This window comes from Hyphomicrobium facile, from assembly GCF_900116175.1.
GTDB classification, from domain to species: domain Bacteria; phylum Pseudomonadota; class Alphaproteobacteria; order Rhizobiales; family Hyphomicrobiaceae; genus Hyphomicrobium_B; species Hyphomicrobium_B facile.
Genome location: NZ_FPCH01000001.1, coordinates 70,958 through 94,554 on the forward strand (window position 1 = coordinate 70,958; position 23,597 = coordinate 94,554).

Consider the following 23,597-nt stretch of genomic DNA (forward strand, 5'->3'; position numbering starts at 1 on the left):
GCGGCGGCAAATTCGGAAATGCCGCCGATTGCGCGTTCTTGCGGTCTTTTTCTCCGCATGCACGTGCAAAGCCTATCACAGCGCGAAAAGGCGGGGATAAGTTGTGCGGGAAAAGCGTAATAGCCCGGCCTCGGCCGTTCGGGGCGAGGCGCGGGCGCGCAAAAAGACTTGAGGATTTGTTAAACAATTCATCCTCGGGCCGAGCCCGAGGATGACAAGAAGTTTGTGTGCGTCGCGACGACGGCCGCGTTAGTGGCGCGGATTGCGGGGCAATGCGTCTTGATCAGCGGATTGCACGGCGATGATCTCCGGCGCGACGCTCGACGCGAGAGGCTTCAACGGGCGGCCGCGCACCCACAATTTTTCGAAGGACGCGCTGGCGAATACGCCGATGGCGGCATCGTCGGCGTGATAGATTTCGAAAGCATCGCGCTTCGTCGGATCGCGGCGAAGACAATCGCCGATCCAGACGCGGCTCTGACTGACGACGAGCTGTTCGTGCGCCGGGCCGAAGCTATGGTCGGCGAGAACGCGAAATTCTGCGTGTGGAATATCCAGCAACGATGTCGCCGCCGGTTCTTCGGCGTTCGTATCGCAGATCAGGATCCGGATGCGGGTGTCGTCGATCCGCCCTTCAGACCACGCGGCGCAAAGCGCGCGTGCGACCGGGCTGTCGGGATTGCGAACAAAAACAGTCAAGCACTTATGGTCTGCCGGGCCTTCTTCGCGGGGTGCCAGACCATCCCCAATGAAGTCCTTGAGGCGTGCTTCCTTATCCGTTCGAGCTACCATCATGAGCCGCGAAGGCGAAGCGATGCGCATTTATGATTTCCTATCTTGAGCCGACTTAATTCGGAAGTTCGAACTGCCCCCCGCTGGGCATTCGGCGGCCCCATTAAGCCAAGAAGAATGTTAAACAAGCGTTGCCGGTCGGTTCGATTTAAGGCGAACGGCGTTATCCTTTTTTCTTTCCAAGTCTTTTTCATTCTGCAGCCGGTGGTGCGATTCGACGGATAAGCGCTCTATCGCCCTCAGAAAGCTGGATTTCTTCAGCAGGTCCGGGGAGTTGTTCCGCGTCAAGATGAGCAAGGGGATGGCCGCCCGCCGGATCGCTATTCACGCTCTCGACCTCGATCCAACGGCCGTCAAATCTGCGCATTGCGGCTTCGAGCGATGGCGGCATGACGGCTTCGCTCACCGGCACAGAAAATGTCGCGGTTTCGCGTTGCAACGTCACGCTGGCGCGGGGCTCGGCGGGGGCGGGAGCATCTGCCGGTTTTTCGCTGCGTGGCTGGAGGGGACGGGGGATCGTGACGACCGTCGCGGGGCGGAAATCGGGTAGCGGCGGCGGCGCGATGGGCGCCGTTTGAATGGTGTTGCTGTTTGCGGCTTTGACGGTGACGTCCGCCTCGGGGTCGGGCTTCGGCGGCGCGCGGCGCACGCGGGGTGCTTGCGGCGCGGCCGCTGACGGAAGGGCCGGCTCGGGCCGATAGACTTCCGCATAGGGGCCGAAGCGAGCGGCGTGCTCGGGATCAATCGCGAGGTTCGGGCGGGCGGGGCGAATGTGGTGCTCGAAGTTCGGGGCGGCAATCGGCTCGTCGTGCTCTTCATCGCGCGAAGCGGATGGTGTCGTGCGTGCCGGAGGGGCTGCTCGTTCCGTCATTGGCGTTTCCGTTGTCGACGGCGTCGACGGCGCATCGCGCTCGGGCGAGCGTCCGATCGTGCCATCGCTTCTCGCGGCCCGGCGCGCGGCACCCATGACGGCGCCCAGGATGATGTCGGACCATGCGCCATTCGTGAACTTGTAGACGCGGAACGATTCCGAGCCCGCAAATTTCGATCCCTGACGCTTAAGGCGTTTCTGGATGCTGCTCGTTATGGGCAGCATCGTGCGCTTGAAGATTTTTTCCTTTTCGAAGCTCGCGAAGAGATTGGCGAGAAGCTGCGCTTCGACGCGAAGGTTTTCGCGTTCGGTCGGGTTCATGCGTGGCGGCGCATCGAGGGGAACGGCGACGTAGTAATCGCCATTCATGTCGAAGACGACATGACGGAACAGCTCGAAGTTTTCGCGGATCTGCTTGTCGCGATGAATATCGTTGAAGCGCGAGAGGATCTCGATGACCGGTCCGCGCTCGGCCGCTTGCATTTTCGGAACCAGGCCGTCGAGGCGGCCGCCTGCACGCTGGCCCATCGAGACGAGGAACAGGCAGATATCGACGAAGAGCGCGACGGCAAGCGGGACGTAATCGCGCTTGGAAAGGCCTGCGACCTGATCGTCGACGAGGGATCGCGATGCACGCGCATTGGCGTCGCCGGAGTTCTCGACGGATTGAACGGCCTTCTTCTGCAATTCGCGCAGCTCATCGGCGGACGGCGGCATCTTGAACGACAGCAGTCCGTAGAACGTCGTCGTCAGGCGGCGGAAGGCTTCGATCGTCGCCTCCGGGCCTTCGACAGCTGCGATCTCGGGCTTCTGCAACTCGGGCAGCTGATCGATGGCCTTCACGACGCCGCGCAAAGCCATCTGCAACTGCGGGTCGGGGCAGGAGACGGCGCCGTTCTTGCCTTCGCCGAAGGTCGTGCGTTCGGCGCGGTCGGCAAGATCGGAACGGATCTGGCGAAGCTGCGGATCGGTCCGGAAGGCGTTGAAGCCCGTCGCGGTCATGTCGAGCTTGCGGCCGAGCGCGCGCATGAATTCGTTCCGCGTGCCGGTCTTCGGATCGAAGGTCGATGCGTCCGCGGAGACGATTTTCGCGAGATCGCCGTTGAGGGCGCCCATGTCGGTTTTGACGGCGCCGATGCGGCCTTTGACGAAGTCGGAGGCAAACGAAAAGCGTTGCGCATCGTCTTCGCGCATTTTGCGGCGCGGGCCGTCGCCCGGCTTCGAATTCGGGCACGACGTTCCCTTCGTGCGCTCGATCTCGGCTTTTTCGGTCGAGACCTGGGTCAGTTGCACCAGTGTCGCCTGCAGCTGCTCGAGGCGGGTTTCCGCACCATGCAGAGAATTCTGAACCTGCGATACGGCGCTTTCGGCCGAGCGGGAGGCTTCGCCGCGGCTTTCGAGAACCTTCCAGTAGAAGCCGAAGCCGAACCCGATCGATATCAGCGAAAGGAATACGTAGCCCGCTGCGTAGAAGAGCCTAGTGGTGAAGGGCAGCGGCCGGAAGAGCTGATCGAGAAGCCAGATGATCATCGTCATCAGCATTGCGACCGAGAAGCCGACGATGATGCGATGGACGAGCGGCAGATCGCCCATGTTGGCTTCGATCAGCTCGAGCATGCCGACGTAGGTTGCGACCCACGACAACGCGCCGAGACCAACGATGAGGATCCCGCGTTTCCAATCGCGCGGCGGCTTTTCCGGCGTGCCATCATCGCGCGTATCGGCGTAGAGGCGCATCGAGCCCGTCCCGCGCCCGAATTCAGGACCATCCAGGTTCATCACCGCCAACCCATCCCAAGTGAGAGGCGCAGACTCCACGCGCAGTCCGCGTTTTTAATGTCGCAACTGCGGCTCGCTGATGTTCGAGTGCTGGCGGATTTTCAGCGCGAGGATGAACGGATCGTTCAGCGTTCGTTGGCGGTGAGGGTGCGGAGTTGTTGGTCAGATGGTGAGCCGTCGCGCGCGTTCGTCGCTGCGGACGCGAGTGGTCGCTGAGCGCCGCGAAGATTTGCAACGGGTGCCGATGCGGGTTGGCGAGGTGGCAGTAGATTCCGGCGCGGGTTCGCTTTGGCGTGATCGGCAAGGTCGCGGAGGAGGACATCGAGAAGGGGGGCAGCGATTTGAGCTGAATGCAGATCGCGCGCCCACGGTTTCGAGGCCGTGCCGGTGCCGACGAGAACGACGTAGGAATATGCGGCGCCGTTCGCGAATTGCAGTCCGCCGGAGGCCCAGGCATCGACGGTGGCGTTCGGATCGAGTGAGACGGATGTTCCCGTCTTGGCGAAATGAAGCCGCAGGTCGCCGCGGCGGCGGGCACACCATTGGCTGAGGCTTTTCAGCGTGCCGTACGATTGGCCGCCGGTCTGATAGCAGAGCGGCGCTTCGAGCAGAGACCGGATCAGCCACACCGCGCCAGGCCGGATGAGCGACTTCGGGATGACGGCGGGGCGAGCTTCCGCGGCGATGCCGGCGCCGCCTTCGCCTTTCTGCGTGTAGTCGTAAGCTGCAATCAGCGTCGGCGGGCGGACCGGCTTCGTGCCGCGTCCGATCAGCGATGCCAAGATCACGCTCGACATGAACTGCACGCGCTGGGGCGCGCCTGCGATCTGTCCAAGCACGGCGGCCGTCGAGGGTGGTGTTCCGCCCAACTCCGCGGCGGGCGGCATGGTGAAGCCGAAGCCGTCGATCAGCCGCTTGATCGGCGCTTGTCCGAGTTGCGCGCCGCGTGTGATCAGCGGCGCATTGAGTGAACACGCGAACGCAACGACGGCTTTGCGGCTTCCGTTGCTTCCGCCCTTGGCGCACGTGTCGAGGCCCTGCGCCGGCGCTTGTGGATCGGCGTAGAGGCTCTCCGCCGTGTCGCGGCCCTGATTGGCGAGCGCCACCGCCAAAATCATCTTGCCTGTCGAGGCCACCTGACGGCTTTCGAGTGTCGAATCGTAAAGGCCATTGTCAGCGCGGCGCGCGGGCAGCGAGCCGAAGTAAGCGGCCGTCTCCCCCGCTTCGTAGTAGCGCACGATGTTGCCATCGGCATCGGCCGCGACCACGATGACGTTCGGCAGGGCCTTGTCGGCCATCACCTTCTTGGGGTCGAGCGTATAGGCGGGGTCGATGCGCGACGTCCATTTCGTGTCGAGTTCTGAGAGGGTGCCGTCGATCTTCTCGCGGAAGCTCAAGTTTTCGCCGATGTCGAACGTCGTCGTCACGCCGCGAACGTAATCGCGCCAGCCGAAGCCGTAGCTCTGTTTCATTTCCTCGCGGATGCCGAAGCGCGCTGCCGGAAGAAGCAGGTTGGCGCGGATCGTCGGATTGGCTTCGGCGCGTTTCATTTGTTCCGGCGCGAACCGTTCGAGAGCCGCTTCGAGCTTCGGCTTCACCTTCGGATCGGGTGGGCCGCCGGCGAGCTCCATCAACTCGAAGACGACTTTCTTCTGCTCGGCTTCATCGGTGATGAGCTTCTCGGCGCAGGTGCGCGCGCGGACTTCCGTAATGTAGCGCCAGCGGTCGAGGCGGACGGCATTCAGCCGGTCGTTGCCTTCGAGCAGGATGATCGGCTTGTTGACGGCGGAGGCGAGCACGAATTGCTCGGCCGTCGAGAGATCCTTGGCTTCCTTGCCGAATACGACTTGGCTCGTCACTTCGACGCCATGGAGTGGTTGGCCGCCGGTCCGCTGTGCAAGCCAGATGTGGTTCGCCGCCCACTGCTTCAGAAGCGTGTCGTCGCCGCCGCGGGTCAACTCGCGATAGATCACGGGCGCGAGCCACCATTCACCGAGCTTGCGGCGCAGTTTCGTGATGCCGCCCTCATCGGTACTTGGTGGGGTTTTGTAGATCACGCGCGCGAACTGCATCGGCAGTGTCGAGCCGCCGACTCCGAGGCTCGGGCGGCGTGCCGCGATCGAGCGGGTGATCGTCGTCAGCGGGATTTTCAGAACGCCGATGAGGTCGATGCCGAACGGATTGAGCGGGCCGCCGAGGTAGCGGTCTTCCTGAAACGAGAGGCAGCGCCAATACTGCTCGGGCACCTCGCGAACGGGGATCGATTTGTGGTCGGGGTTCGCCACGTAGTCGCCAAGCGCGATGGCGCTGTCGGTGTAGTTCACATCGCGCAGGCTATCGAGGCGCGGATCGAACGTGCCGACGAAGCTTCCCTTGGGATCGTAGATCGCTGTCGCCAGCCAGCGTTCGGCGTCGTAGCCGAGCCTGTCATGCATCGAAAGCTCGCCGATGTAGCCGCGTATCGGTGCAGCGACGTAGACGAGGAGGATTGCAAAGAGAACGTAGAGGAATGCTGCCGTGAAGACGTGGCGGAGTGGACCGAGCTTCGGATTGAACGCGACGGTCATCATGAGCCAGCGCACAATCGCGCGCGGCACCCAGAGACAGAACTCCGCGAAAGCGGTCAGATGCCGCAGTAAACGTAACATCGCTGTCGCAAAGCCGCGCTAATGCCATCGCCGGGATGGGCGGCGGCTGAGTATTAGACGCTAGTCGAGCTTTGAGGCGTCAAGTCAGCGAAGGCTTGTCGGCTTCCGCTCGGAGTTACGGCAAATATACGGCGCGCGCAGGCGGCGATGCCGCCGACGCAAAAGCAGCTTGGATCTCTCAGCGAAAAGCAGGAAGTCCGGAAGCCTAGAAATTATTCATCAGTATAAAAAGGCCGACGCCGACTGCAGGACCAATGAGCGCTGCAACGACCACCATGACGAAAGGTTTCGCCACCATAACACTTTACCCCGCACTGAACTCTTGAGTTCACTCCACTTGTTACTCGCGGCCCTAAAAGATGATGTTTCGACCGGTTTGCCCCCTCGGTCTCGACACCTCATTCCGCTAAATGGAGCCGCCCCCAATCAGCGCAGCCGGTCAAAACCCCTCAGGCCCGGCGTGCGTGAAGAATACAGCTTTGCAAAAAAACTTGACAGGGGTTGCAAGGCGTTTGACCGCCGCATCGTAGAAACCGGATCACACAAAACGTTTCATGGCAACAGCTGAAAGAACGACATTCGGCCAGCCGTGAAAAATTATAATAATCTTATATATTACAAATGCTTAGGCGTTCAGAATAATTCATGAGCTGCGTCCGGTGCCGCAACTGCTGGCACCGCATCATCACGGATTATGTCGTGGTTTGAAACGCGAATTGAACATTACCGAAGGTCGAAAAGGCGAAGCTGCCTCTCGTCGGTGCCTCTCGTTTCAGCAGCCAATTGCTCGATCCGGTCGAAGGGGACCTGCTCGGCAGCGATCAATGAACGCTGCGCCTTCATCGGCCTTACGAGACCTTCCTGAACGAGATGGAACTCGCCGACTGTTTGGCCCGGAAGCGCGACCGTCGGGTCGAGGCCGGATTCGGACTGGAAGGCGGCTTTCAGCTTGCGCAGTGCCGTGTCTTCGCGGACGCGGCCGATGAACCAGCTCGTTATCTGGTCGCGGCTCTTGTAATCGAGGTCGCCCGGCGACTGGGTCGCAAGCATCATGCCGAGGCCGGCCGACCGGGCGCGTTTCAGCAAGCTCTGCAGCGGCTCGGCGGTCGCGGGTTTCGAGTTCGCGGGAATGTAAAGGTCGGCTTCGTCGAACATGACGACGGCCTGCAGTTCGTCGTTCGGGTTGCGCTGACAGAAGCGGAGCGCCTCCGACAGGAACTGCGAGACCCAGAACAAGATGTTCTCGTTGTCGCCGAGGAAGCCCGTGTAAATGACGGAGAGGCGCGTGCGGTTCGGCCGTTGATACTTGCCGAGACCGAGCAGGCTGTCCATGCGAAGGCTTTCGCCGCCGCCTTCGAAAAGTGCGGCGTTGCGCAGGCGGAGCGAGTCGAGCTGGGCGACGAGATCGCGGCGAAGTTTACCCGATGGGTCCATGCGCTGCGTCTGGTCGGTGAGTTCGGGGTGCTCGTCCTCGAGGAGATGGATCAGGTCGGCGAGCGTCACTTCGTTCGTCGATAGCGAACCCAGGATGCGCAGCGCGACGGCGAGAACGCCCGATTGCTTCTGGTGCGTTGCCGAGTTCTTCAGGTGAAGCATCTCGCCGAGCGCCGCGGCCGACAGATTGGCCAAGAGCTGCTGCTCGTGGTCGGGCAACTCGTTGATGCCGTTCGGCAGCAACGTGATCGAGATCGGACGGCCTGAAGCTCGGCCGGGCGTATAGACGGCGACGTCGATGGCGTCGGCGAGCTTTTCGCGTTCTGAACGGCGATCGGCCGACTCGTTCTCGTCCGAGCGCCAGACGTCGGGGTTCGCATAGCTCGCGAGATCGCCCTTACGGTCGATCAGGACGGCCGGAACACCGCGCAGGAGAAGCTGCTCGATGAGCGACAACGCAAGGGTGGTTTTACCGGAGCCCGAGCCGCCGAGGAACGCAGCATGCCGTTTCAGCACGCTCTTGTTCAACGTCACGGCGCGGCCGCGATTGCCCTTTTCGCCGCCCGCCAGAATGCTGGCGCCGTAACTGCCGTCCTCGTCAAGAATGACGGACATCGGCAGGTCGTCGTCATTTGCCGGGATGCCGTTATCGCCTTCAGCCGTTTCGGCGGCAGGTGTCGCGTTGGCGGAGACCGCGTCGAAACCGTCGAGCGTCGACTGCGGATCGTCCATGCTCTTGGCGACGAGGCGCGGAACCGGACGCCCGAGCAGATCGAGGCGCAAGAGGTGAATGATCGAGATGAGGCTCGACAGCGGTTTCGTGCCTTCGAGCCATTGCGTCATGCCCGCGTCGCTGCGGTGATGGGCGGTGAACTCGCGAACGGTCATCATGCGTTCCCACTCGGGGATCGGCACGAGGAGCTGGCGGCCGCCGCCGTCACGGAACTTGCGGAATGCCTGCGCGGTCTGGTTTTTCTTGTTCGGCGGGAAGTCGCTGGCGCGGAGCATGAAGCAGGGCTTGCCCTGCATCGCGGTCAACACCTTGTCGAGCTGGCGCTTCAGTCCGCCGCCCTGGGTCGGGCGATTGCAGAGGAACACGCGAACGTCGTTGGCGAAGCCGGTGCGATGGCGAACGGTCAGATCGAATGCCGGGAGGTCGTCGCCAAGCTCGAGCCGCTTTACGGTCACTTCGATCGAACGGCCCCATTCGTCGCGCGCGAGCAGAAGGGCGGCAGACAGGACGTCGACCAGCTCCTGATCGTCGGCCGGCATCTCGGCTTCGCTTTCGTTGGCGAAGCGTTCCCACATCTCGCGGAACTGCACGGCCGAAAGTGAAGACGGGGCGTCGTCGTCGGGATTGCCGAAGCCGACCGCCTGGCCAAGCGCCTGAGCGAGCGTCGAGATGAATGACGGTCTCTCGGGCTCGGGATCGCGTTCGTCGCCTTCGGTCGACGTCGCCTCGCGCAGGCGCGACTGAGCATGCTCCAACAGGCGGCGCGTGGAGAGGCCGCCGAATTCTTCGAAGAACTGGGGTCCGAAAAATTGCGAGGCGTCGGGGAAGCTCAGGCCGCCGCCGTTGATTTCCGAATGATGGGCCAGCCGCTTCGAGATGATGAGGCGCGCTTCTTCGGGCGTGCGGCTTTCGCGGAGGAGAACGGGGCCCGATTTCTCGATGCGGTCGATATACGACTGGGCGACGAGGCTGCGCACCTGACCGTAGAAGTCTTCGAGGCACGAGATGATGATGATGGCGTTGGTCAGCCGGTTGGCGATCTGAATGAGATCGCGGACGGCGCGCTGGAAGCGGTCCTCGGCATTGTCGAAGAAGCGGAGGTCTTCGACCTGATCGATGCAGAAGACCAGCGCGGCGCGATCGACGGTCCAGATGAGCGCGCCGAGTGCGGCGATGATTTCGAACGCGCGATCTTCGCCGTCGTTGGGATCGAGTGCGCTGACGGCCTCGTGCGCGATCGCCGTCAGCTGGCGGCCGTTGAGATACTGCCTGACACGCTGATCGATGCGCGGATCGCGGCGCTGCAGGTAAAGGAGTGCGCGCACGATGTTGATGTCGAGCTCGCGCGTCTGGAATTTGTCGCAGGCGACGATCTGATCGGCGAGCCGGAGAATGAAATGGGCGAGCTGCTTGTCGTCGAGCGTCGCGTCGCGAAGCTTCTCGAGATCTGCCGATGAGATGACCTCGGAATCGAGCACCATCCGGTTCGTCAGACGCGACAGCGCGGACTCGCCGAAGCGATCCGGGTCGTATGGCTTTTCGAGCGAGTGGACGAGACGGCGCAGATAGAAGTCGGCGTAGTTCTGCACGTCCGGCGTCATCTGCGCGTAGCCGAAATAGCTCTGGCCGCTGCGATGGCTATCTGTGCGCAAAGCCCGCAATAGATGGGTTTTCCCAGCACCCGACTGGCCGTGGAACAGCAGGATGCGATCCTGCACGTGATAGCCGCGCCCGGATGTGACCGTCGTCAGGAGATCGTTGAATTTCTGGCGCGCCTTGGCGTGGATTTCCGGCACGTCGACGGGGTCGGCGCGCCAGAGATCATCTTCCCAGGTAATGGAATGCTCGAACGCTTCGCTCAGCTTGTCAGGCGCGAGCGAAGGAGCAAACGTCGGCTTGAGGGAAGCGCCTTCAACACCCATTGCGTACCGGAATGCCTTCAATCTTGAACGCGCACAAAGTGCCAGACAGTGTTCTTGTAGAGGATCTTCGAGTCCTCGAGCGATTTGAGGTCGCGACCGTCTTTGAGATCAGCGGTCGCGAGTTCGAGCTGGCCTGAACGATGGGCTTCCGCGAGCATTCCCTTGAATGCAATCTCGGATAGACCCCAGTCGGGACGCGCGTTGCGAATCGCCTTCCATACCAAAGAGATAAACGCCTTCCGGTTACCTGGCCAGCCCTCCGCCACCGGTCGTGCCGCATCGACAACAGCGCGACAGAATTCGGGCATGTCGGGAGGAGACGCAACTCGATAAGGCGCTGGCTGGCTCTCTTCAAGAGGCGCGCGGTCGTTTGCGGGCTTCGGGGTGGGCGCACGCGTCGCACGCCGCGGCGGCTCGGCGCGCGGATGGCTGGGCGCGTTACGGGCTCCCTCGTCCTTGGGCACCATGAGCGCCCGCAGCAGAGCTAGTTCGAGCGCAGCCAACGATGGCTCGCGGCAACCCGCGATTTCGCATGCAAGCTGGATGATCAGCTTGCCGTCGCTCGCGATTTCGCGCGGTTGCTTGAAGAGCTGGCCGGCGAGGAGCCTGCCCGGTTTGGCCGGGAGGCCCGCGCCCTTGCCGAGGCCGGTCTTTATTTTATTGCCGAAGGCGCGTTCGAGGGCCACGATTGCAAGTTCGGCCCTGAGATCGGCAGGCGAGTGGACACGCGCCGTCGATTTTCCGAAGTGACGCTGCAACACGAGCGCGGCGAGGCCTTCGGCCCGCTGGATCGCTTTTCTAACCGATGGTGTGTCGCTGGCTCCGAGCGCTGCGAGGACGAGCGCGGTTTTGACGTCGGCCCAGGTGTCAGGAAAGGCGCGCGCTGGAGACAGTATGACCTCAGCGGCCTTCAGACCCTTGGCGCTTGCTGTCAGGCGGCCCTTGGCTTCGGTGGTGAGCTGGGAGCCGGCGAGCGTGCTCAGCGCCAGTTCGGCGGCCTGGCGGAATTCAGTGCCGGAGATCCGCGGGGCGAGCAAGGGCGCGACGTCGCGTTGAAGATCGGCGCGTGTCGCCCCGTTCACGGCGATGCGAAGCAGCAAGAGGTCGCGAACGCCGAGATGGTTCGAAGATCCGGCCGCGGCTGTCCGCCCGGATTTTTCCATGGCTGATTGTTCGATGGCTGCACTCATCGAAAAGTCCCCCCGCGCGAATCAGATGCGCTGTCGCGACAACTTCGATGATTGCTCAAGGAGTTCAAAGCGAAGTTCGTTCGTGACCCACAGCAGACACCGTTCCCGGGGCATGGCAGGTTTTCCGACAAGGCGAGAAGGACGATTTGGATGAACTCGTGCGTCCGCGATCGATGAAATAGGCTTCTCACTGAACTGAGTTTATGTTCTGGTGTGAAACGAGGGTTCGACGCGGCTCTTTGATAAATATAGTGGAACCCCGGCAACTACACTGTGAGGCAGTCGACCACTATAAAAAAGAAGGGCCTTGAAATGCCGTCGGATGAAGCACCATCGGACCGGATTCTCCGTCGCATCTTGGCGCTCGATGACAGCGAGCTGTCACGGCAGATTTTGCTCCACAGAGAGCCGACCGAGCTGACTAGAGCATTATTTGAAACTCACGACGCGCTGATGAAATGTCTGGATATCACGTGGAGGATGCAGGACCTTCAGCTGTATAATGAAATTTATGAGCTGCTGGCGAAATCAGCGGCGATCATCGACAAATCCAAATAGTGATCCCTCAGCTTCTAGTCCTTCTTCAATACGGACAAGAGTTCAGTCAGTTCGATACCCAGGCTTCGTGCGATATCCAACGTCTCGGCAGCACTGAACCGGCGAAGGCCTTGTTCTCCCATTGAATAGTCCGAGACCGACATTTTTGCGGATTTGGCTACTTCTTCCAACGACAGACGGGCCTCTGTCCTGAGTTCTCGGATACGTGCGCCGAGAATCTCATCGATGCTCTTCTGAGGCCCGTTCTTGGGCATTAAACGTCTCCGCCGAAAGCGCCCAAGCTGAAAGTCAGCAACGCCTCATCGTCCAAGACGATCGTCATGTCGCAAGGAAGGTGAAGTGAGGTCGACTTTATGTCTTCAAGGGAAAAAGCAAACGCCTTCAGTCGATTAGGCTTAGCTAGATCCGATCTTCAGCGTCCAATTTTTAGTTAAGTTCTAGTCGACATTAAACGATATTCAGTGCACGTCTATTGGGCACTCCGTCATATTCAATCGGTCGGGTGAACTTGCGGTTCACCTCTGCGCCGCGTCAGGCTTTCGCCGCGCCATCGTCAAAATCGCGACACCTTATTGAGGCGATTATGCTTCTGGGGCAGGGGGTTCGAGTTCGCGAGGGTCAAGCGTATGTGTGGCTCTGAAAGTTCGCAGTGGCGCGAGGTCACGAGCGATTCGCAACTCGTTAGCGTTAACGGGCAGTTAACGGATTTCCGGCAATGCTGACCCCAGCCGCACGTTTCGTGCCGGGAGTAGCCAAAATGTATCGCGTCGCGCTCACCGCCGGGCTTGCCTCCGCATTAGCGGGTTGCAGCCTTGGCTCCACATCCCTCTCTTCGGGCTTTGCCGATCCCGGCACCACCGCGTCGATCACGTCGTCGCCGTCGCAGTCCGCTTCGTATGCTCCGACGGTCAAAAGTGTTGGTCTCGGCGGCGAACCTTCTGCGCCGCGAGACGTGAAGGTTGCTTCACTCGACAAGGCGCCCACGGGCACGTTCGAGAAAGCACCTCCTGGCGTGCTTTCCGATCGGGACTATTCCCGCACCGCTCTCAATGCGGAGATGGCGCGCGATCTCATCAATGCCTATCGCAAGCAGAACGGCCTGAAGCCGTTAAAGCTCAATCCGGAGTTGACCGAAGCCGCCAAGTCTCATTCCCGCGATCTTGCGAAGTGGGACCGCATCTCTCACTACGGTTCGGACGGCTCAAATCCGTGGGACCGCGTGAAGCGCGCGGGCTATCGTGCACGTCTCACGGCTGAGAACGTCGGCACGGGCCAAATCAATTTCAACGAAGTGTTGAAGGGTTGGGAAGAGAGCCCCGGCCACAACAAGAACCTTTTGACGCCCGATGCGCAGCACATGGGCATCGCGCTGGTGCAAGATCCGAAAACCGAATTCAAATCGTTCTGGACCCTGGTCATCGGCTCGCCGATGTAGTTTTTGATTGGCGTTGGCGACTCCCCTCCGGGGAGCCGGCCGCCAACGCCGAAGAGGGATCAGAACTTCGGCAGGTTGTTCCAGATCGGCATTTTGATACCGAGGCGCCGCCATACGACGAGCGCGTTCAACGATGCCGCCGTCATCAGCGAAAGGGCAGTTGCCACGGCTGCGCCAATCATGCCGTACGCCGGCACCAACGCCATATTGAGTGCGATGTTGAGCAGCGCCGCCGAGAAGAGCACGGTCGCGCAGAGCTTCTGCTCGCCCAGCATGTTCAGAAGAAATTCTGCCGGACCCATCGCCGACCGGAACAGGAAGCCGACGACGAGTACGAACATCACCGGGTAACCGGCGTCGAAGTTCGGTCCGAAGAGCGAAAGAAGCGGCATTCCCAATGCGAGGATGATCACCGCACCGGCGAGCGACGGCCAGAAGGTCCAGTTGACCGAATCTCTGACGAACGTTCGCAGGCCGTCGTGGTCTCCGCGCGCGTTGAATGCCGCGAACTTGTGAGCGACCGCGCTTCCGACCGCATAATGGACGAACATGATGAGGGCCATCGTCTTTCCGGCCGCAAAGTAGATGCCGACGTCGGCGGGTGCCATGAAGCGTGAGACGACGAGGATGTCGGTATTCTGGAGAAGCAGCTCGGCCGTCAGAATGACCAGGAGCGGGGCAGAGATCGTCAGCCAGGACCGAAAATCCGTCTCGCGCGGCGCAGCCGGGACTGTCGCGCGCACGCGTTTGTTTATCGAAAGTGCCTGAAGCAGTCCGGCGAGCCACGTCGCGACGATTGCGCCGCCAGCCGCTGTTGCGGCATTCATCGGCAGTCCGGCGTGATTGGCAACGAACATGCTTGCGAGCAGAAGCAGCGGCCTCAGCACGTATGGCGGCACGAGTGCTGTGCTCATCCAGCCATTGCCGCGTCCGATGCCGTCCTGCACGTCCGTCAAAGCGTAAAGCGGGATGCAGACGAGTGCGAGGTAGACGGGCAAGACGAAGTTCGGTTCGATGCGGTCGCTGAAGAGCCAGACTCCAAGAACGCCGAGCAGCATGACGACGGTGCCGCCTCCGAGCGCCAGCATGCGCACGCCCCAGATCAGACCGCGGAGATGCGAAAAGTCGCCGGTTTCACGGTATGAGGGCGCAAGGCGGATCGAGGCGTAATTCAAACCCAGGTGGGACATCGCTCCGAGGATCAGGACCCAGGTCCAGACCGCAACGTAGATTCCGTATTGCGCGCCGCCCATCCAGCGGGCGAGCGCGATTTGCGTGAGGTAGAGAAGTCCGGCGCTCAGAACGCGGACGGCAAAGGCCAGGATCGCGTCGCGCTGGGTGCGCTCGCGTTCGTCCTTAGATGCGATGAGCTTGACGGTCAGTTTCGGGAGGCCCGTGACGATGTCTCGCGCGATCGCGAAAGGCGTGCGGGGCTGCTCGACGCGCGTTGGCGCGGTTCCCTCATGTGCGACGGCCTCGGCCGGGCTGAGCTTCTCGGCTGTCGCGCTCTTCACGTGCAGTGAATTCCCGTCGTTCAGATGCCTTCGAGGCGATCCCGTTCGCGGCTACGAACAAGCTCGGCGATCCCCGTCCATGCCCAAGCCCGTCCCGCGTCCCCTCGCTGTCCATGATAGAGGGCGAAGAAGTCGGCGATCCCCGCAGCGAATGTTCCGTGTTTGCCCTCTAAAACTTCGGCCATGGCGCCGAGATCTTGTGGCGGTGGCGTAAAGTCCAGGTCGGTGTTCTGCGTCGCGCGCAACGGCAAGGCCATCGTAAGGTCCTACTCAAGGCTTAAATCCAGGTTGACGGATTTCGGAAAAGCAAGTTTGACGCCATATTGTGCTCAGTCGCAGCACGCTTCTTCTGACGTGTGGTTAATCAGAGGTAGCGGCGCGAGGCGCCTCGCCTCTCAGCTGCGAAAAGCTAGGACGATTGCGAAATGACTTGGATTTTGAGGGCTTCGGCGTTCTTCGCGACGGTCTATTTTCCGGTCGTCGCGGCAGGACACGCAGCCGATCGTGCAGCCAATTATGACGCGTCCCAATTCCTGAGTTGTGCCGGAATGGAACTTGCCCAGAACGGGGAGCCGAAAGAGGACACGCCTCGCTCCTATCCCGATACAACGCCCGGCGACGGGCCTCACGGGGTGAAGCCATCGGCGCCCGGAGACAACGATAACGGAGAGGATGGCGCTGGCTCGGACCAAGCGTTGCCGCCCGACACGGCTCAACCGCCAGGCTGCATCTTTCAACAAGGGCCGCTGGACCTGATCGTCTAGCAGCGAGCGTTAGGCTGGCCGCTTATTCAGGAGAGGCTTGGGCGGCTTGCGGCTGGGCTGCGCCTGCTGATGAATTTGAAGACGCTCCCTCGGTGTCGGGCCCCTTCAGAGCCGAGCGGGCGTCGCCAGCGGCGTCGCCGCTCTTTTTCGCGCTCTTGTCCTTGGACGTCGCGACTTTGCTTTTCGACTTGTGCTTGCCGGTCGCCGTGTGCCGCTTGTGGGCGCCACAGCCCCATGCCGCCACCGTATCGCGCACCGTGGTGATGCCTTTGGCGCTCGGGTCCATCGGCAGCGTATCGATGGTGGTCGTGTTGAACAGCTGCTTCCAGTCGTAAGTCTGGAATCCGTACTCCAACAGGCTGGCGGCGCGGATTGCCCGTTCGTTGCCGGACGATTCACCGAGAACGACAGCCATGAGGCGCCGTCCATCGCGGGTGGCGCTGGCCACGACGTTATATCCGGAATCGCACGTGAAGCCGGTCTTCAGGCCGTCGGCCCCCTCGAACGTTCTGAGGAGGGCATTGTGGCTGCCGAGGCGCCGCTTGCCGATGCGCATGTCGGGCATAGCCCAGTAACTTGCATATTGCGGGTAGTCGCTGACGACGGCACGGGCGATTTTTGCGATGTCGCGTGCGCTGGTGAGCTGGCCCGGGTCAGGCAGGCCGTTCGTATTGACAAAATTCGTATGCGTCATGCCAAGGCGCCGTGCCGTCGCGTTCATCCGGTCGATGAAGGCGCTTTCGCTTCCTGAAACCGCTTCGGCCAGCATCACCGTCACGTCATTGGCGGATTTGATGATAACCGCTTGCAAGGCTTGCTCGACCGACAGCGTAGCGCCGACATTCAATCCGACCTTGCTGGGTGGTTGCAGCGTCGCGACCAGCGAGCAGGGAATCTTATCGTCGAGACGGATTTTGCCCTCTTTGATCGCTTCGAAGGCGACGTAGGCGGTCATCAGCTTTGTCAGCGAGGCCGGGTGCCAGATGTCGTCGACATCCTCGGCATAGAGGATCTTGCCGGTTGCGGGCTCGAACAGCAGCGTCGGGTTCGCCGAAGCCGGCGGGCTAGCCGTCAGCCATATCAACAATGTTGCAACTATCCAGGCTGCGCGTGACCGCATGAACGTCCTCAGTATTCGCCAAAGCTCGGCTAGCATATTCGTGAAGATGGGCCAACCGAACCCCATTTCGCGCCGAGCTTATGATGGGTTGTGTTGCTCCGGCGGCGCTACCTGCGGATAAACGCCCTATGAGCGGGGTTTAGAAATTCGCTATTTCCCAATACCGTTTCCCGGTCACCGGAAGTCAATACCGCGTTGCTTCCGTTGGGTTCCCTCGATTGATGCGCTGCAGAGCAATTGTGGCATTGCTTCGCCGCAATGCCGGTTGACATTTCCAGTTTAAATCGTGCCCTGTCCAAAATACATACGCCACATAATCACGGGTTCGGCGTTTCCGCATGATGCAGCACAGCCGTTCCGAAGCCCTGCCTCTGCCCGAAACCAGCACGCGCGACCGGATGGCGATTTTTTTCGCGCTCTCGCTTGTGCTGCTGCTCGCCTCGCTCGACCAGACGATCGTCGCGACAGCGCTTCCGACCATCGTGCGCGAGATCGGCGGCCTATCCCATCTCACCTGGATCGTGACGGCCTATCTGCTGGCCACGACCGTCGTCGTTCCGGTTTACGGCAAGCTTGGCGACCTTTTCGGACGCCGCTTGGTGTTGCAAGCGGCAGTGATCATTTTTCTCGTGGGGTCGGCGCTTTGCGGCATCGCGCAAAATCTGCCGGAACTCATCGCCTTCCGCATCCTGCAGGGTCTCGGCGGCGGCGGCTTGATCGTCACTTCGGTCGCGGTGGTCGGCGACATCGTACCGCCGCGCGAGAGGGGAAAATACCAGGGGTTCGTCGGCGGGATATTCGGATTGTCCACGGTGCTTGGACCGCTGATCGGTGGTTACACCGTCGATAATTTTTCGTGGCGCTGGATCTTTCTGATCAACTTGCCGTTCGGCATCCTCGCTCTCTTCGTCATCAACAGAACGTTTCGGCCGCACCTCCAGAAGTCCAACATCTATATCGACTACGCGGGCGCCGTTCTGCTCGGGACGGCGCTGTCGATGCTCGTGCTCATCACGAGCTTCGGGGCGGTTCTCGTCGAGGAAGCGCCTGTCAGCCTGTTTGCGTTCTCGCTGCTTGGCGTCGTGTCGCTCGCCTCGTTCATTTATGTCGAGACGAAAGCTATCGATCCTTTGCTGCCGCTATCGCTTTTCAAAAATCGGACATTCGTCATCGCGGCCTCCATCGGCCTCATCGTCGGGCTCGCGCTGTTCGGATCGATCACGCTCCTGCCGCTTTATTTCCAGATCGTCAAAGGCCTCGATCCGACGAGTGCGGGCTGGCATCTCACGCCCATGATGCTCGGCGTTTTTACCAGCTCTATCGTCAGCGGTCAGATCATCGCGCGGATCGGGCGCTACAAGATATTTCCGGTCATGGGCACAGGCATCATGACGATTGCGCTCCTGGCCCTGTCGCGCATCACGATCGAAACCACGCCATTCACAGCGTCCATCTACATGCTCGTTCTCGGGCTCGGCCTCGGCATGGTCATGCAGATCCTGGTCATGGCGGTGCAGAATGCCGTGGATTTCGAACAACTCGGCGTCGCGACTTCAGGGGTTACGCTCTTCCGGTCGATCGGCGGTTGCGTCGGCGTTGCAATGTTCGGGGCGATCTTTGCCTTCGTGCTGCAACGGGAGATCATGGCATCGGCGCCGGAACTCTCGGCGGCGTTGACCAATCCCGATGCCGTTGCCGCGCTTTCGGGAGAGATGAAGTCCGCCTACGACAATTTCTTCATTGGGGCGTTGCATCCCGTGTTCCGCACCGCGACGCTGTTGGCGCTCGCCGCGTTCCTCTTGTCCTTCGCTATCGAGGAAGTGCCGCTCCGAAGCAGCATCACGAGGGAGCCGTCATCCGATCCGTTGCTCATGCCGCGCGATGCGACGTCGCTCGATGAACTCGAGCGGATCGTCGAGCGCATCACGGCGCGGGAAAATCGCTGGCGCGTCTATCAGACGGCGGCTTCGCGTCTCGGCATCGAACTCGAACCGGATGAGTTGTGGCTTCTGGCGCGTTTGGGCGAACGGGGCGGCCAAGCGGAGAAAGAGGAGCTGCGAGGCAAGCTCGGTCCGAAAGAGATGCGGCCGCCGCATCTGTTCGGCCGCCTAGAGGCCGCCGGCATGGCCCGCGAGGCGGGAAGCCTCATCGAACTCACAGACAAAGGCGGATCGATTTACGAGCGTCTTCTTCGTCAACGGGAAGCCGACCTCGCACACATGCTGCATGACTGGGACCGCAACGAGCATCCGGAAGTCGTTGCGATGATGAAAAAGATGGCGAACTCTTTTGCAAGCTCGCCACCGGTGCCGCCCGCGTTTGCTATTTCTTCTTCGACAGCTCACTGAGTTCGGCGAATTCGGCGTCGCTCAGCTTGATGTTCGCTCCGGCGACGTTCTCTTCGAGATGTTTGACCTTCGACGTTCCGGGGATGGGCAGCATGACCGGGCTGCGCTTCAACAGCCATGCGAGCGCGATTTGGCTGGGAACGGTGTTGTGCTTCTTCGCGATTGCCTCGAGACGCGAGCCGGGCTTTGCAAGGTCGCCGGCCGCAAGCGGGAACCACGGAATGAAGCCCATTTTTTGCTTCTCGCAGAAGTCCAGCACGTCCTCGCTGCTGCGGTCGGAGAGATTGTAGAGGTTCTGGACGGTTGCGACCTTGAAGAACTTCTGTGCCGCTTCGATTTCCTTGACGCTGACCTGGCTCAGCCCAACGTGCCGGATGAGACCTTCCGCCTGCATCGACTTGATGGCGTCGAACTGTTCGTTCTGCGGAACTTTCGGATCGATGCGATGGAGTTGCCAGAGGTCGAGGCGTTCGACGCCCAACCTGCGGATGCTCATCTTCACTTCTTGAAGAAGGTATTCGGGGCGGCCGAGCGGAATCCATACATCGGGGCCGGTTCGTGCGAGACCGGCCTTAGTCGCAATGGTCATGCCGCGATAGGGATGGAGGGCTTCGCGGATCAGCAGCTCGCTGACCTCTGGCCCGTAGCTATCGGCCGTGTCGATGAAATTGATATCGAGTTCGGGGAGCCTGCGAAGCGTGCGGAGTGATTCTTGCTTGTCTTCCGGCTCGCCCCAAATGCCTTTGCCGGTGATGCGCATCGCGCCGAAGCCGAGCCGGTTGACCGTCATATCGCCGCCGATGGCGAATGTGCCGGAATGATTTTTTGTTGCGGTTGTCGTGGACATGGCTGTGTGCCTTTCTGGTGGGGGGTGGCGAGTTTGACACGAGGTTGAGCGCCGCGAAAATCGGCGGCGCCACAGCAATCAAGCTAGCGGGTGTCGCGTGAACCCGGCAGAACCTCCTCGCATGCTGTCTGCACGCGAATGTCGCTGCCGATGTACCTGCAGATTTCTTCCTTGCGGGATGGATTGTTGCGGATGGTGGCGTCGGAGACCTTGTAGCCATATGTCCGAGCTACGGCCGCGAGGTAGTTATCGCGGCAGAATGGCGTTGATATCGGGCGGCCCTGAACGATCTGATAATCTTCGTTGCATTCTATGGCGGCTGCGGACGAGGCGGTGGCGGCTGCGAATGCCGTCGCTAAGAGGCAGATTCGTGCGGTATTGGACTTCGTCATGCGAGATCTCCAATTTGCGCTGGGTGCATGCGGGCACGAAGCATGGGGCCGGGCTGTCAGGCCGGGTTTTGATGGCTGAACGCCAAATGGTGGGGTGCGTTCCCGGGGAATATGGGGCCAGTATATATGACGCTCAATATGGTCCGCGGGATGCGATGCCTGCCATGACATTTTCGAGTTTCTCGATGCGCCGAGCGTAACTCGTCTGCAGGCAGGCAATATTTTTGCCGCAAGCGTCGCGGGACTGCAGCCACTTGCGCTGGTCGTCCTGGATGTCGCCACGCTGTCCCATGGGGACGAGCGATGTCGTGATGGCAAAGAGAGTCGCCATCCGAGCTTCGCTTTGGCCGAGGTCGTAATCGCGGCAGATCGTTCGTTCAGCCGGCGATTTCGCTTTGGCGCAATCGAGCGGGGCATAGTCGCCGGCGTTGGCCGCCGCTGATGCCGATGCGATGGCAATCGCCATCATTGCCGGGGCGATCCAACGCACACGATTTCTCCCGCAATCCGGCCCTAGAACATCGACGAGAGAGACCGCTGTAGCGTATCGAAGCCTTTGCTGATCGACGTTTGCATGTCTTCGTATTCGCTGGGCTTGCGTTTCGCGGTCTTTGCTTTCTTCGGTTTTGGCGGTTGGGCGACAGGGGCTTCGGCATCAGGCGCCAATGCGGCCGACGACGGGTCGTTCGCCTGCGGAGGCGGCAGGACTTTATCGTCTTGGAAATGAATTGTGGAAGGTGCCGGCGCGGCGGCCTCATTGGTCGAGGCGGCGTGAATGGCCATCACTGCGACAGCCGGTACGCGCGGTTCTTCCTGTGCGGGAATGGCCGCTACGATTTCCTTCGGGGGCGTGAGCATTTCGGCAGGTGCCCAAGGACGATCGAGCATGGTTCGCTCGTCCGCCGATGATTGCTTCACGACTGCGGCAGGCGCTGGCGCCTTCGGTGAAGAGATTTCTTCATGCGCTTGCTGAAGCGATGCCGAGTGCGACTCAGAACTCAGCGTGCCCGTCGATATCGCGCGGCCGCGAGCGCATGCGGCGGTATCATTAGATTCGACCAATGCGACGAGCGTATCGTCAGGATTGTCGACCGGGAGCAGTGCGTTGACCGTTTCAGCAAAGCCGCGCATCGCGTCCTTCGACGCGTCGCTCCAGATGCCGCTAATGGGACCGTTGTAGCACTGAGCCCGCGCCAATGCCTTCTGCAGCTGGCGCACGCGCGCGCCGCGATCCGATGGAAGGACGGGCGCTGCAACGGGCGTGATCAAGGCCGTCGATGCGATCTTGACGACATTGGCGGACGGAGACGGCGATGAGACGGGAACGGCTCTTACGAGCGGAGGCACTGCGATAGCGTCGATATGGGCGGGTGCCGAGACGCTGTCCGGTGTCGTGACAACGTAGAGTACGAGGCCCAGTGCCACTGTCACCGACAGGAGAAAGAAGCCTCCGGCCGTGCTGGAGAAACTCGCTGCAATTTTCCGAACGACACTCACAGGCGATACTCTTCACAATACAAACGCTACAGACGCAAACCGACTGGCGACTTGAACCCCGACATACGGCCCGAAACGCTTTTGCCTTTCTGGCATGCGGTGGCATAAGCCGCAATCGAGCAAAACTCCGTGTGGAGACGGCGTGTGGGACTTTTTAAGCCCCGCCATTGAGGCCGCCTAGTGCGCCCGTGCCAGCTTCAACCAAAATCGGTGGGCAAAATCAGTTCGTCCGCAGCTGCGGCGTGGCGGGCGGGCCACCGCAAGATTGCGAATACAAGATGGGCGGGAAGAATTCCGCGAACCGTCTCAACGGCTTCCAATTTCTATGAAATTTCTTGACCGACGACGCCACTTGCCGGCACGGGTTGTGATTTTAAATGATGTATATAATTTAACTCGCTCAATTCGACGGCCTTCCGTCCCTCTGCGTCGTGCGGGGCTGTCGTGATCAGCATCTGAAAGGGAGCCACTGTGGCAGATCGTAAAACAGGTTCACGGATCGTGGTGACCGGCATGGGGCTCGTCTCGCCGCTTGGCGCGAACGTGGACGCGGCATGGAAACGTCTCATCTCCGGTCAATCGGGAATACGGCGCCTCGATGAAGCGATCGTGCCGGATGTCGATTGCAAAGTCGGCGGGGTCGTTCCTGATATTTCAGAAGATCCAGAAGGGTTCGATCTCGCGGCGGCGGTTCCCGCCAAAGACCGCAAGAAGATGGATCGCTTCATCCATTTTGCGATCGAGGCGTCGCGCCAAGCCTTGGCGCAAGCGGTTTGGGCGCCGCAAGACGAGCGGTCGCGCGAACGGACGGGAACGGTCATTGCGTCGGGCATCGGCGGATTTCTTACGATTACGGACGCGGTGCGGACGGTCGACAATCGTGGCGCCAAAAAGCTTTCGCCGTTCACGGTCCCGTCGTTTCTCGTCAACCTTGCCGCCGGGAACGTCTCGATCCTCTATGGTCTCAAGGGGCCTATCGGCGCGCCGGTAACGGCGTGCGCGGCGAGCGTGCAAGCCATCGGCGACGGCATGCGATTGATCCGCAGCGGGGAGGCCGATGTCGTGGTCTGTGGTGGTGCAGAGGCGTGCATCAACAGAGTTGCGCTCGGGGCATTCGCAGCGGCGCGTGCGCTTTCGACAGGCTTTAACGACGCGCCGGAAAAAGCGTCGCGACCATTCGACAGGGCGCGAGATGGCTTCGTGATGGGCGAGGGTGCGGGCATGCTCGTGATCGAAAGCGAGGAGCATGCGCGGGGTCGCGGTGCTGTTCCGCTTGCGGAAGTCGTTGGGTACGGCACGAGCGCGGATGCTTTTCATCTCACCTCAGGCCCACCCGACGGGAACGGTGCATTGCGGGCCATGCGCGATGCGCTTGCGATGGCGGGGCTTTCACCTGACGCCATCGGTTATCTCAATGCACACGCGACCTCGACGCAGGTCGGCGATGCGGGCGAGCTTGCCGCGATGCGCACCATGTTCGGACGTGGGCGCGGGCCTGCGATCTCATCGACCAAGTCGGCCACGGGGCATTTGCTCGGCGCTGCCGGTGGCCTCGCAGCGGTATTTTCCATTCTCGCATTGAGAAACGGTGTGCTGCCGCCCACGCTCAATCTCACCGACCCCGATCCGGAAGCCGAAGGCCTGGATCTCATCGGTCCCGAGGCGCGGAAAAGCGCCGTCGAATACGTTCTTTCGAACGGGTTCGGTTTTGGCGGGGTCAATGCGTCGGTGATTTTCCGCCGCTGGTCCTGAC

General features: G+C 61.2%; 18 protein-coding genes. 5 read left to right on the forward strand and 13 right to left on the reverse strand.

Annotation, left to right across the window (positions count from 1 at the left end):
- Positions 1 to 249 precede the first annotated feature (249 nt).
- The 5 genes from BM399_RS00320 to BM399_RS00340 form a co-directional block, all read right to left on the reverse strand.
- Entirely contained in the window at positions 250 to 822 is a 573-nt protein-coding gene (locus BM399_RS00320; protein WP_092862596.1) for a hypothetical protein, read from the reverse strand.
- Between the two features lie 160 nt (positions 823 to 982).
- The gene (locus tag BM399_RS00325) at positions 983 to 3,481 is read right to left on the reverse strand and encodes a hypothetical protein (protein WP_244531002.1); all 2,499 of its coding nucleotides are present in this window, start codon (positions 3,479 to 3,481) and stop codon (positions 983 to 985) included.
- An 86-nt stretch (positions 3,482 to 3,567) separates the two neighbouring features.
- Positions 3,568 to 6,090, reverse strand: coding sequence for a transglycosylase domain-containing protein (locus BM399_RS00330; RefSeq protein WP_092862600.1), 2,523 nt, complete (start codon positions 6,088 to 6,090; stop codon positions 3,568 to 3,570).
- Between the two features lie 723 nt (positions 6,091 to 6,813).
- The gene (locus BM399_RS00335; protein ID WP_092862603.1) at positions 6,814 to 10,179 is read right to left on the reverse strand and encodes a helicase HerA-like domain-containing protein; all 3,366 of its coding nucleotides are present in this window, start codon (positions 10,177 to 10,179) and stop codon (positions 6,814 to 6,816) included.
- Positions 10,180 to 10,196: 17 nt separating this feature from the next.
- The gene (locus BM399_RS00340) at positions 10,197 to 11,369 is read right to left on the reverse strand and encodes a hypothetical protein (protein ID WP_092862606.1); all 1,173 of its coding nucleotides are present in this window, start codon (positions 11,367 to 11,369) and stop codon (positions 10,197 to 10,199) included.
- 312 nt (positions 11,370 to 11,681) lie between these two features.
- Here BM399_RS00340 and BM399_RS00345 point away from each other — a divergent pair, with 312 nt between their 5' ends.
- Positions 11,682 to 11,927 (forward strand): hypothetical protein, encoded by a 246-nt coding sequence (locus BM399_RS00345; protein ID WP_143111290.1) that lies wholly within the window; start codon positions 11,682 to 11,684, stop codon positions 11,925 to 11,927.
- A gap of 14 nt (positions 11,928 to 11,941) precedes the next feature.
- On the opposite strand, the gene BM399_RS00350 is transcribed toward BM399_RS00345, so the two are convergent.
- Positions 11,942 to 12,181 carry a helix-turn-helix domain-containing protein gene (locus BM399_RS00350; protein ID WP_092862612.1) on the reverse strand — a complete coding sequence of 80 codons (240 nt, stop codon included), beginning with the start codon at positions 12,179 to 12,181 and terminating at the stop codon, positions 11,942 to 11,944.
- Between the two features lie 461 nt (positions 12,182 to 12,642).
- On the opposite strand from BM399_RS00350, the gene BM399_RS00355 reads away from it, so the two are divergent.
- The gene (locus BM399_RS00355) at positions 12,643 to 13,362 is read left to right on the forward strand and encodes a CAP domain-containing protein (protein ID WP_244531003.1); all 720 of its coding nucleotides are present in this window, start codon (positions 12,643 to 12,645) and stop codon (positions 13,360 to 13,362) included.
- Between the two features lie 59 nt (positions 13,363 to 13,421).
- Here BM399_RS00355 and BM399_RS00360 read toward each other — a convergent pair whose 3' ends face one another.
- Together BM399_RS00360 and BM399_RS00365 are read right to left on the reverse strand one after the other, a co-directional pair.
- Positions 13,422 to 14,876 carry a flippase gene (locus tag BM399_RS00360; RefSeq protein ID WP_244531004.1) on the reverse strand — a complete coding sequence of 485 codons (1,455 nt, stop codon included), beginning with the start codon at positions 14,874 to 14,876 and terminating at the stop codon, positions 13,422 to 13,424.
- 20 nt (positions 14,877 to 14,896) lie between these two features.
- Positions 14,897 to 15,133: a hypothetical protein gene (locus BM399_RS00365; protein WP_092862618.1), complete on the reverse strand. Its 237-nt coding sequence runs from the start codon at positions 15,131 to 15,133 to the stop codon at positions 14,897 to 14,899.
- 168 nt (positions 15,134 to 15,301) lie between these two features.
- Here BM399_RS00365 and BM399_RS00370 point away from each other — a divergent pair, with 168 nt between their 5' ends.
- The gene (locus BM399_RS00370; protein ID WP_092862621.1) at positions 15,302 to 15,640 is read left to right on the forward strand and encodes a hypothetical protein; all 339 of its coding nucleotides are present in this window, start codon (positions 15,302 to 15,304) and stop codon (positions 15,638 to 15,640) included.
- 22 nt (positions 15,641 to 15,662) lie between these two features.
- Here BM399_RS00370 and BM399_RS00375 read toward each other — a convergent pair whose 3' ends face one another.
- Positions 15,663 to 16,760, reverse strand: coding sequence for a D-alanyl-D-alanine carboxypeptidase family protein (locus BM399_RS00375; RefSeq protein WP_092866013.1), 1,098 nt, complete (start codon positions 16,758 to 16,760; stop codon positions 15,663 to 15,665).
- 338 nt (positions 16,761 to 17,098) lie between these two features.
- Between BM399_RS00375 and BM399_RS00380 the strand changes: the two genes are divergently transcribed.
- Entirely contained in the window at positions 17,099 to 19,108 is a 2,010-nt protein-coding gene (locus BM399_RS00380; RefSeq protein WP_244531005.1) for an MDR family MFS transporter, read from the forward strand.
- Here the strand turns inward: BM399_RS00380 and BM399_RS00385 are convergent.
- The 4 genes from BM399_RS00385 to BM399_RS00400 form a co-directional block, all read right to left on the reverse strand.
- Positions 19,083 to 19,955 carry an aldo/keto reductase gene (locus BM399_RS00385; RefSeq protein ID WP_092862624.1) on the reverse strand — a complete coding sequence of 291 codons (873 nt, stop codon included), beginning with the start codon at positions 19,953 to 19,955 and terminating at the stop codon, positions 19,083 to 19,085. The two genes, BM399_RS00380 and BM399_RS00385, sit on opposite strands and share 26 nt — an antisense overlap.
- An 83-nt stretch (positions 19,956 to 20,038) precedes the next feature.
- Entirely contained in the window at positions 20,039 to 20,347 is a 309-nt protein-coding gene (locus BM399_RS00390; protein WP_092862627.1) for a hypothetical protein, read from the reverse strand.
- A gap of 133 nt (positions 20,348 to 20,480) precedes the next feature.
- Positions 20,481 to 20,837 (reverse strand): lysozyme inhibitor LprI family protein, encoded by a 357-nt coding sequence (locus tag BM399_RS00395; RefSeq protein ID WP_244531006.1) that lies wholly within the window; start codon positions 20,835 to 20,837, stop codon positions 20,481 to 20,483.
- Positions 20,838 to 20,860: 23 nt separating this feature from the next.
- Positions 20,861 to 21,844 carry a peptidoglycan-binding domain-containing protein gene (locus BM399_RS00400; protein WP_092862635.1) on the reverse strand — a complete coding sequence of 328 codons (984 nt, stop codon included), beginning with the start codon at positions 21,842 to 21,844 and terminating at the stop codon, positions 20,861 to 20,863.
- Between the two features lie 471 nt (positions 21,845 to 22,315).
- Between BM399_RS00400 and fabF the strand changes: the two genes are divergently transcribed.
- A complete protein-coding gene (gene fabF, locus BM399_RS00405; RefSeq protein ID WP_092862638.1) occupies positions 22,316 to 23,596 on the forward strand; it encodes a beta-ketoacyl-ACP synthase II in 1,281 nt (426 codons plus the stop codon).
- The last annotated feature ends 1 nt before the right edge of the window (position 23,597 follow it).

Bases quoted from the DNA above. Each gene is read 5' to 3' on its own strand.
- BM399_RS00365 (WP_092862618.1), bottom strand. From the start codon at position 15,133: ATGGCCTTGCCGTTGCGCGCGACGCAGAACACCGACCTGGACTTTACG.
- BM399_RS00350 (WP_092862612.1), bottom strand. From the start codon at position 12,181: ATGCCCAAGAACGGGCCTCAGAAGAGCATCGATGAGATTCTCGGCGCA.
- BM399_RS00390 (WP_092862627.1), bottom strand. From the start codon at position 20,347: ATGACGAAGTCCAATACCGCACGAATCTGCCTCTTAGCGACGGCATTC.
- BM399_RS00375 (WP_092866013.1), bottom strand. From the start codon at position 16,760: ATGCGGTCACGCGCAGCCTGGATAGTTGCAACATTGTTGATATGGCTG.
- BM399_RS00340 (WP_092862606.1), bottom strand. From the start codon at position 11,369: ATGAGTGCAGCCATCGAACAATCAGCCATGGAAAAATCCGGGCGGACA.
- BM399_RS00380 (WP_244531005.1), top strand. From the start codon at position 17,099: ATGATGCAGCACAGCCGTTCCGAAGCCCTGCCTCTGCCCGAAACCAGC.
- BM399_RS00330 (WP_092862600.1), bottom strand. From the start codon at position 6,090: ATGTTACGTTTACTGCGGCATCTGACCGCTTTCGCGGAGTTCTGTCTC.
- BM399_RS00385 (WP_092862624.1), bottom strand. From the start codon at position 19,955: ATGTCCACGACAACCGCAACAAAAAATCATTCCGGCACATTCGCCATC.
- BM399_RS00320 (WP_092862596.1), bottom strand. From the start codon at position 822: ATGCGCATCGCTTCGCCTTCGCGGCTCATGATGGTAGCTCGAACGGAT.
- BM399_RS00370 (WP_092862621.1), top strand. From the start codon at position 15,302: ATGACTTGGATTTTGAGGGCTTCGGCGTTCTTCGCGACGGTCTATTTT.
- BM399_RS00355 (WP_244531003.1), top strand. From the start codon at position 12,643: ATGCTGACCCCAGCCGCACGTTTCGTGCCGGGAGTAGCCAAAATGTAT.
- BM399_RS00345 (WP_143111290.1), top strand. From the start codon at position 11,682: ATGCCGTCGGATGAAGCACCATCGGACCGGATTCTCCGTCGCATCTTG.
- BM399_RS00335 (WP_092862603.1), bottom strand. From the start codon at position 10,179: ATGGGTGTTGAAGGCGCTTCCCTCAAGCCGACGTTTGCTCCTTCGCTC.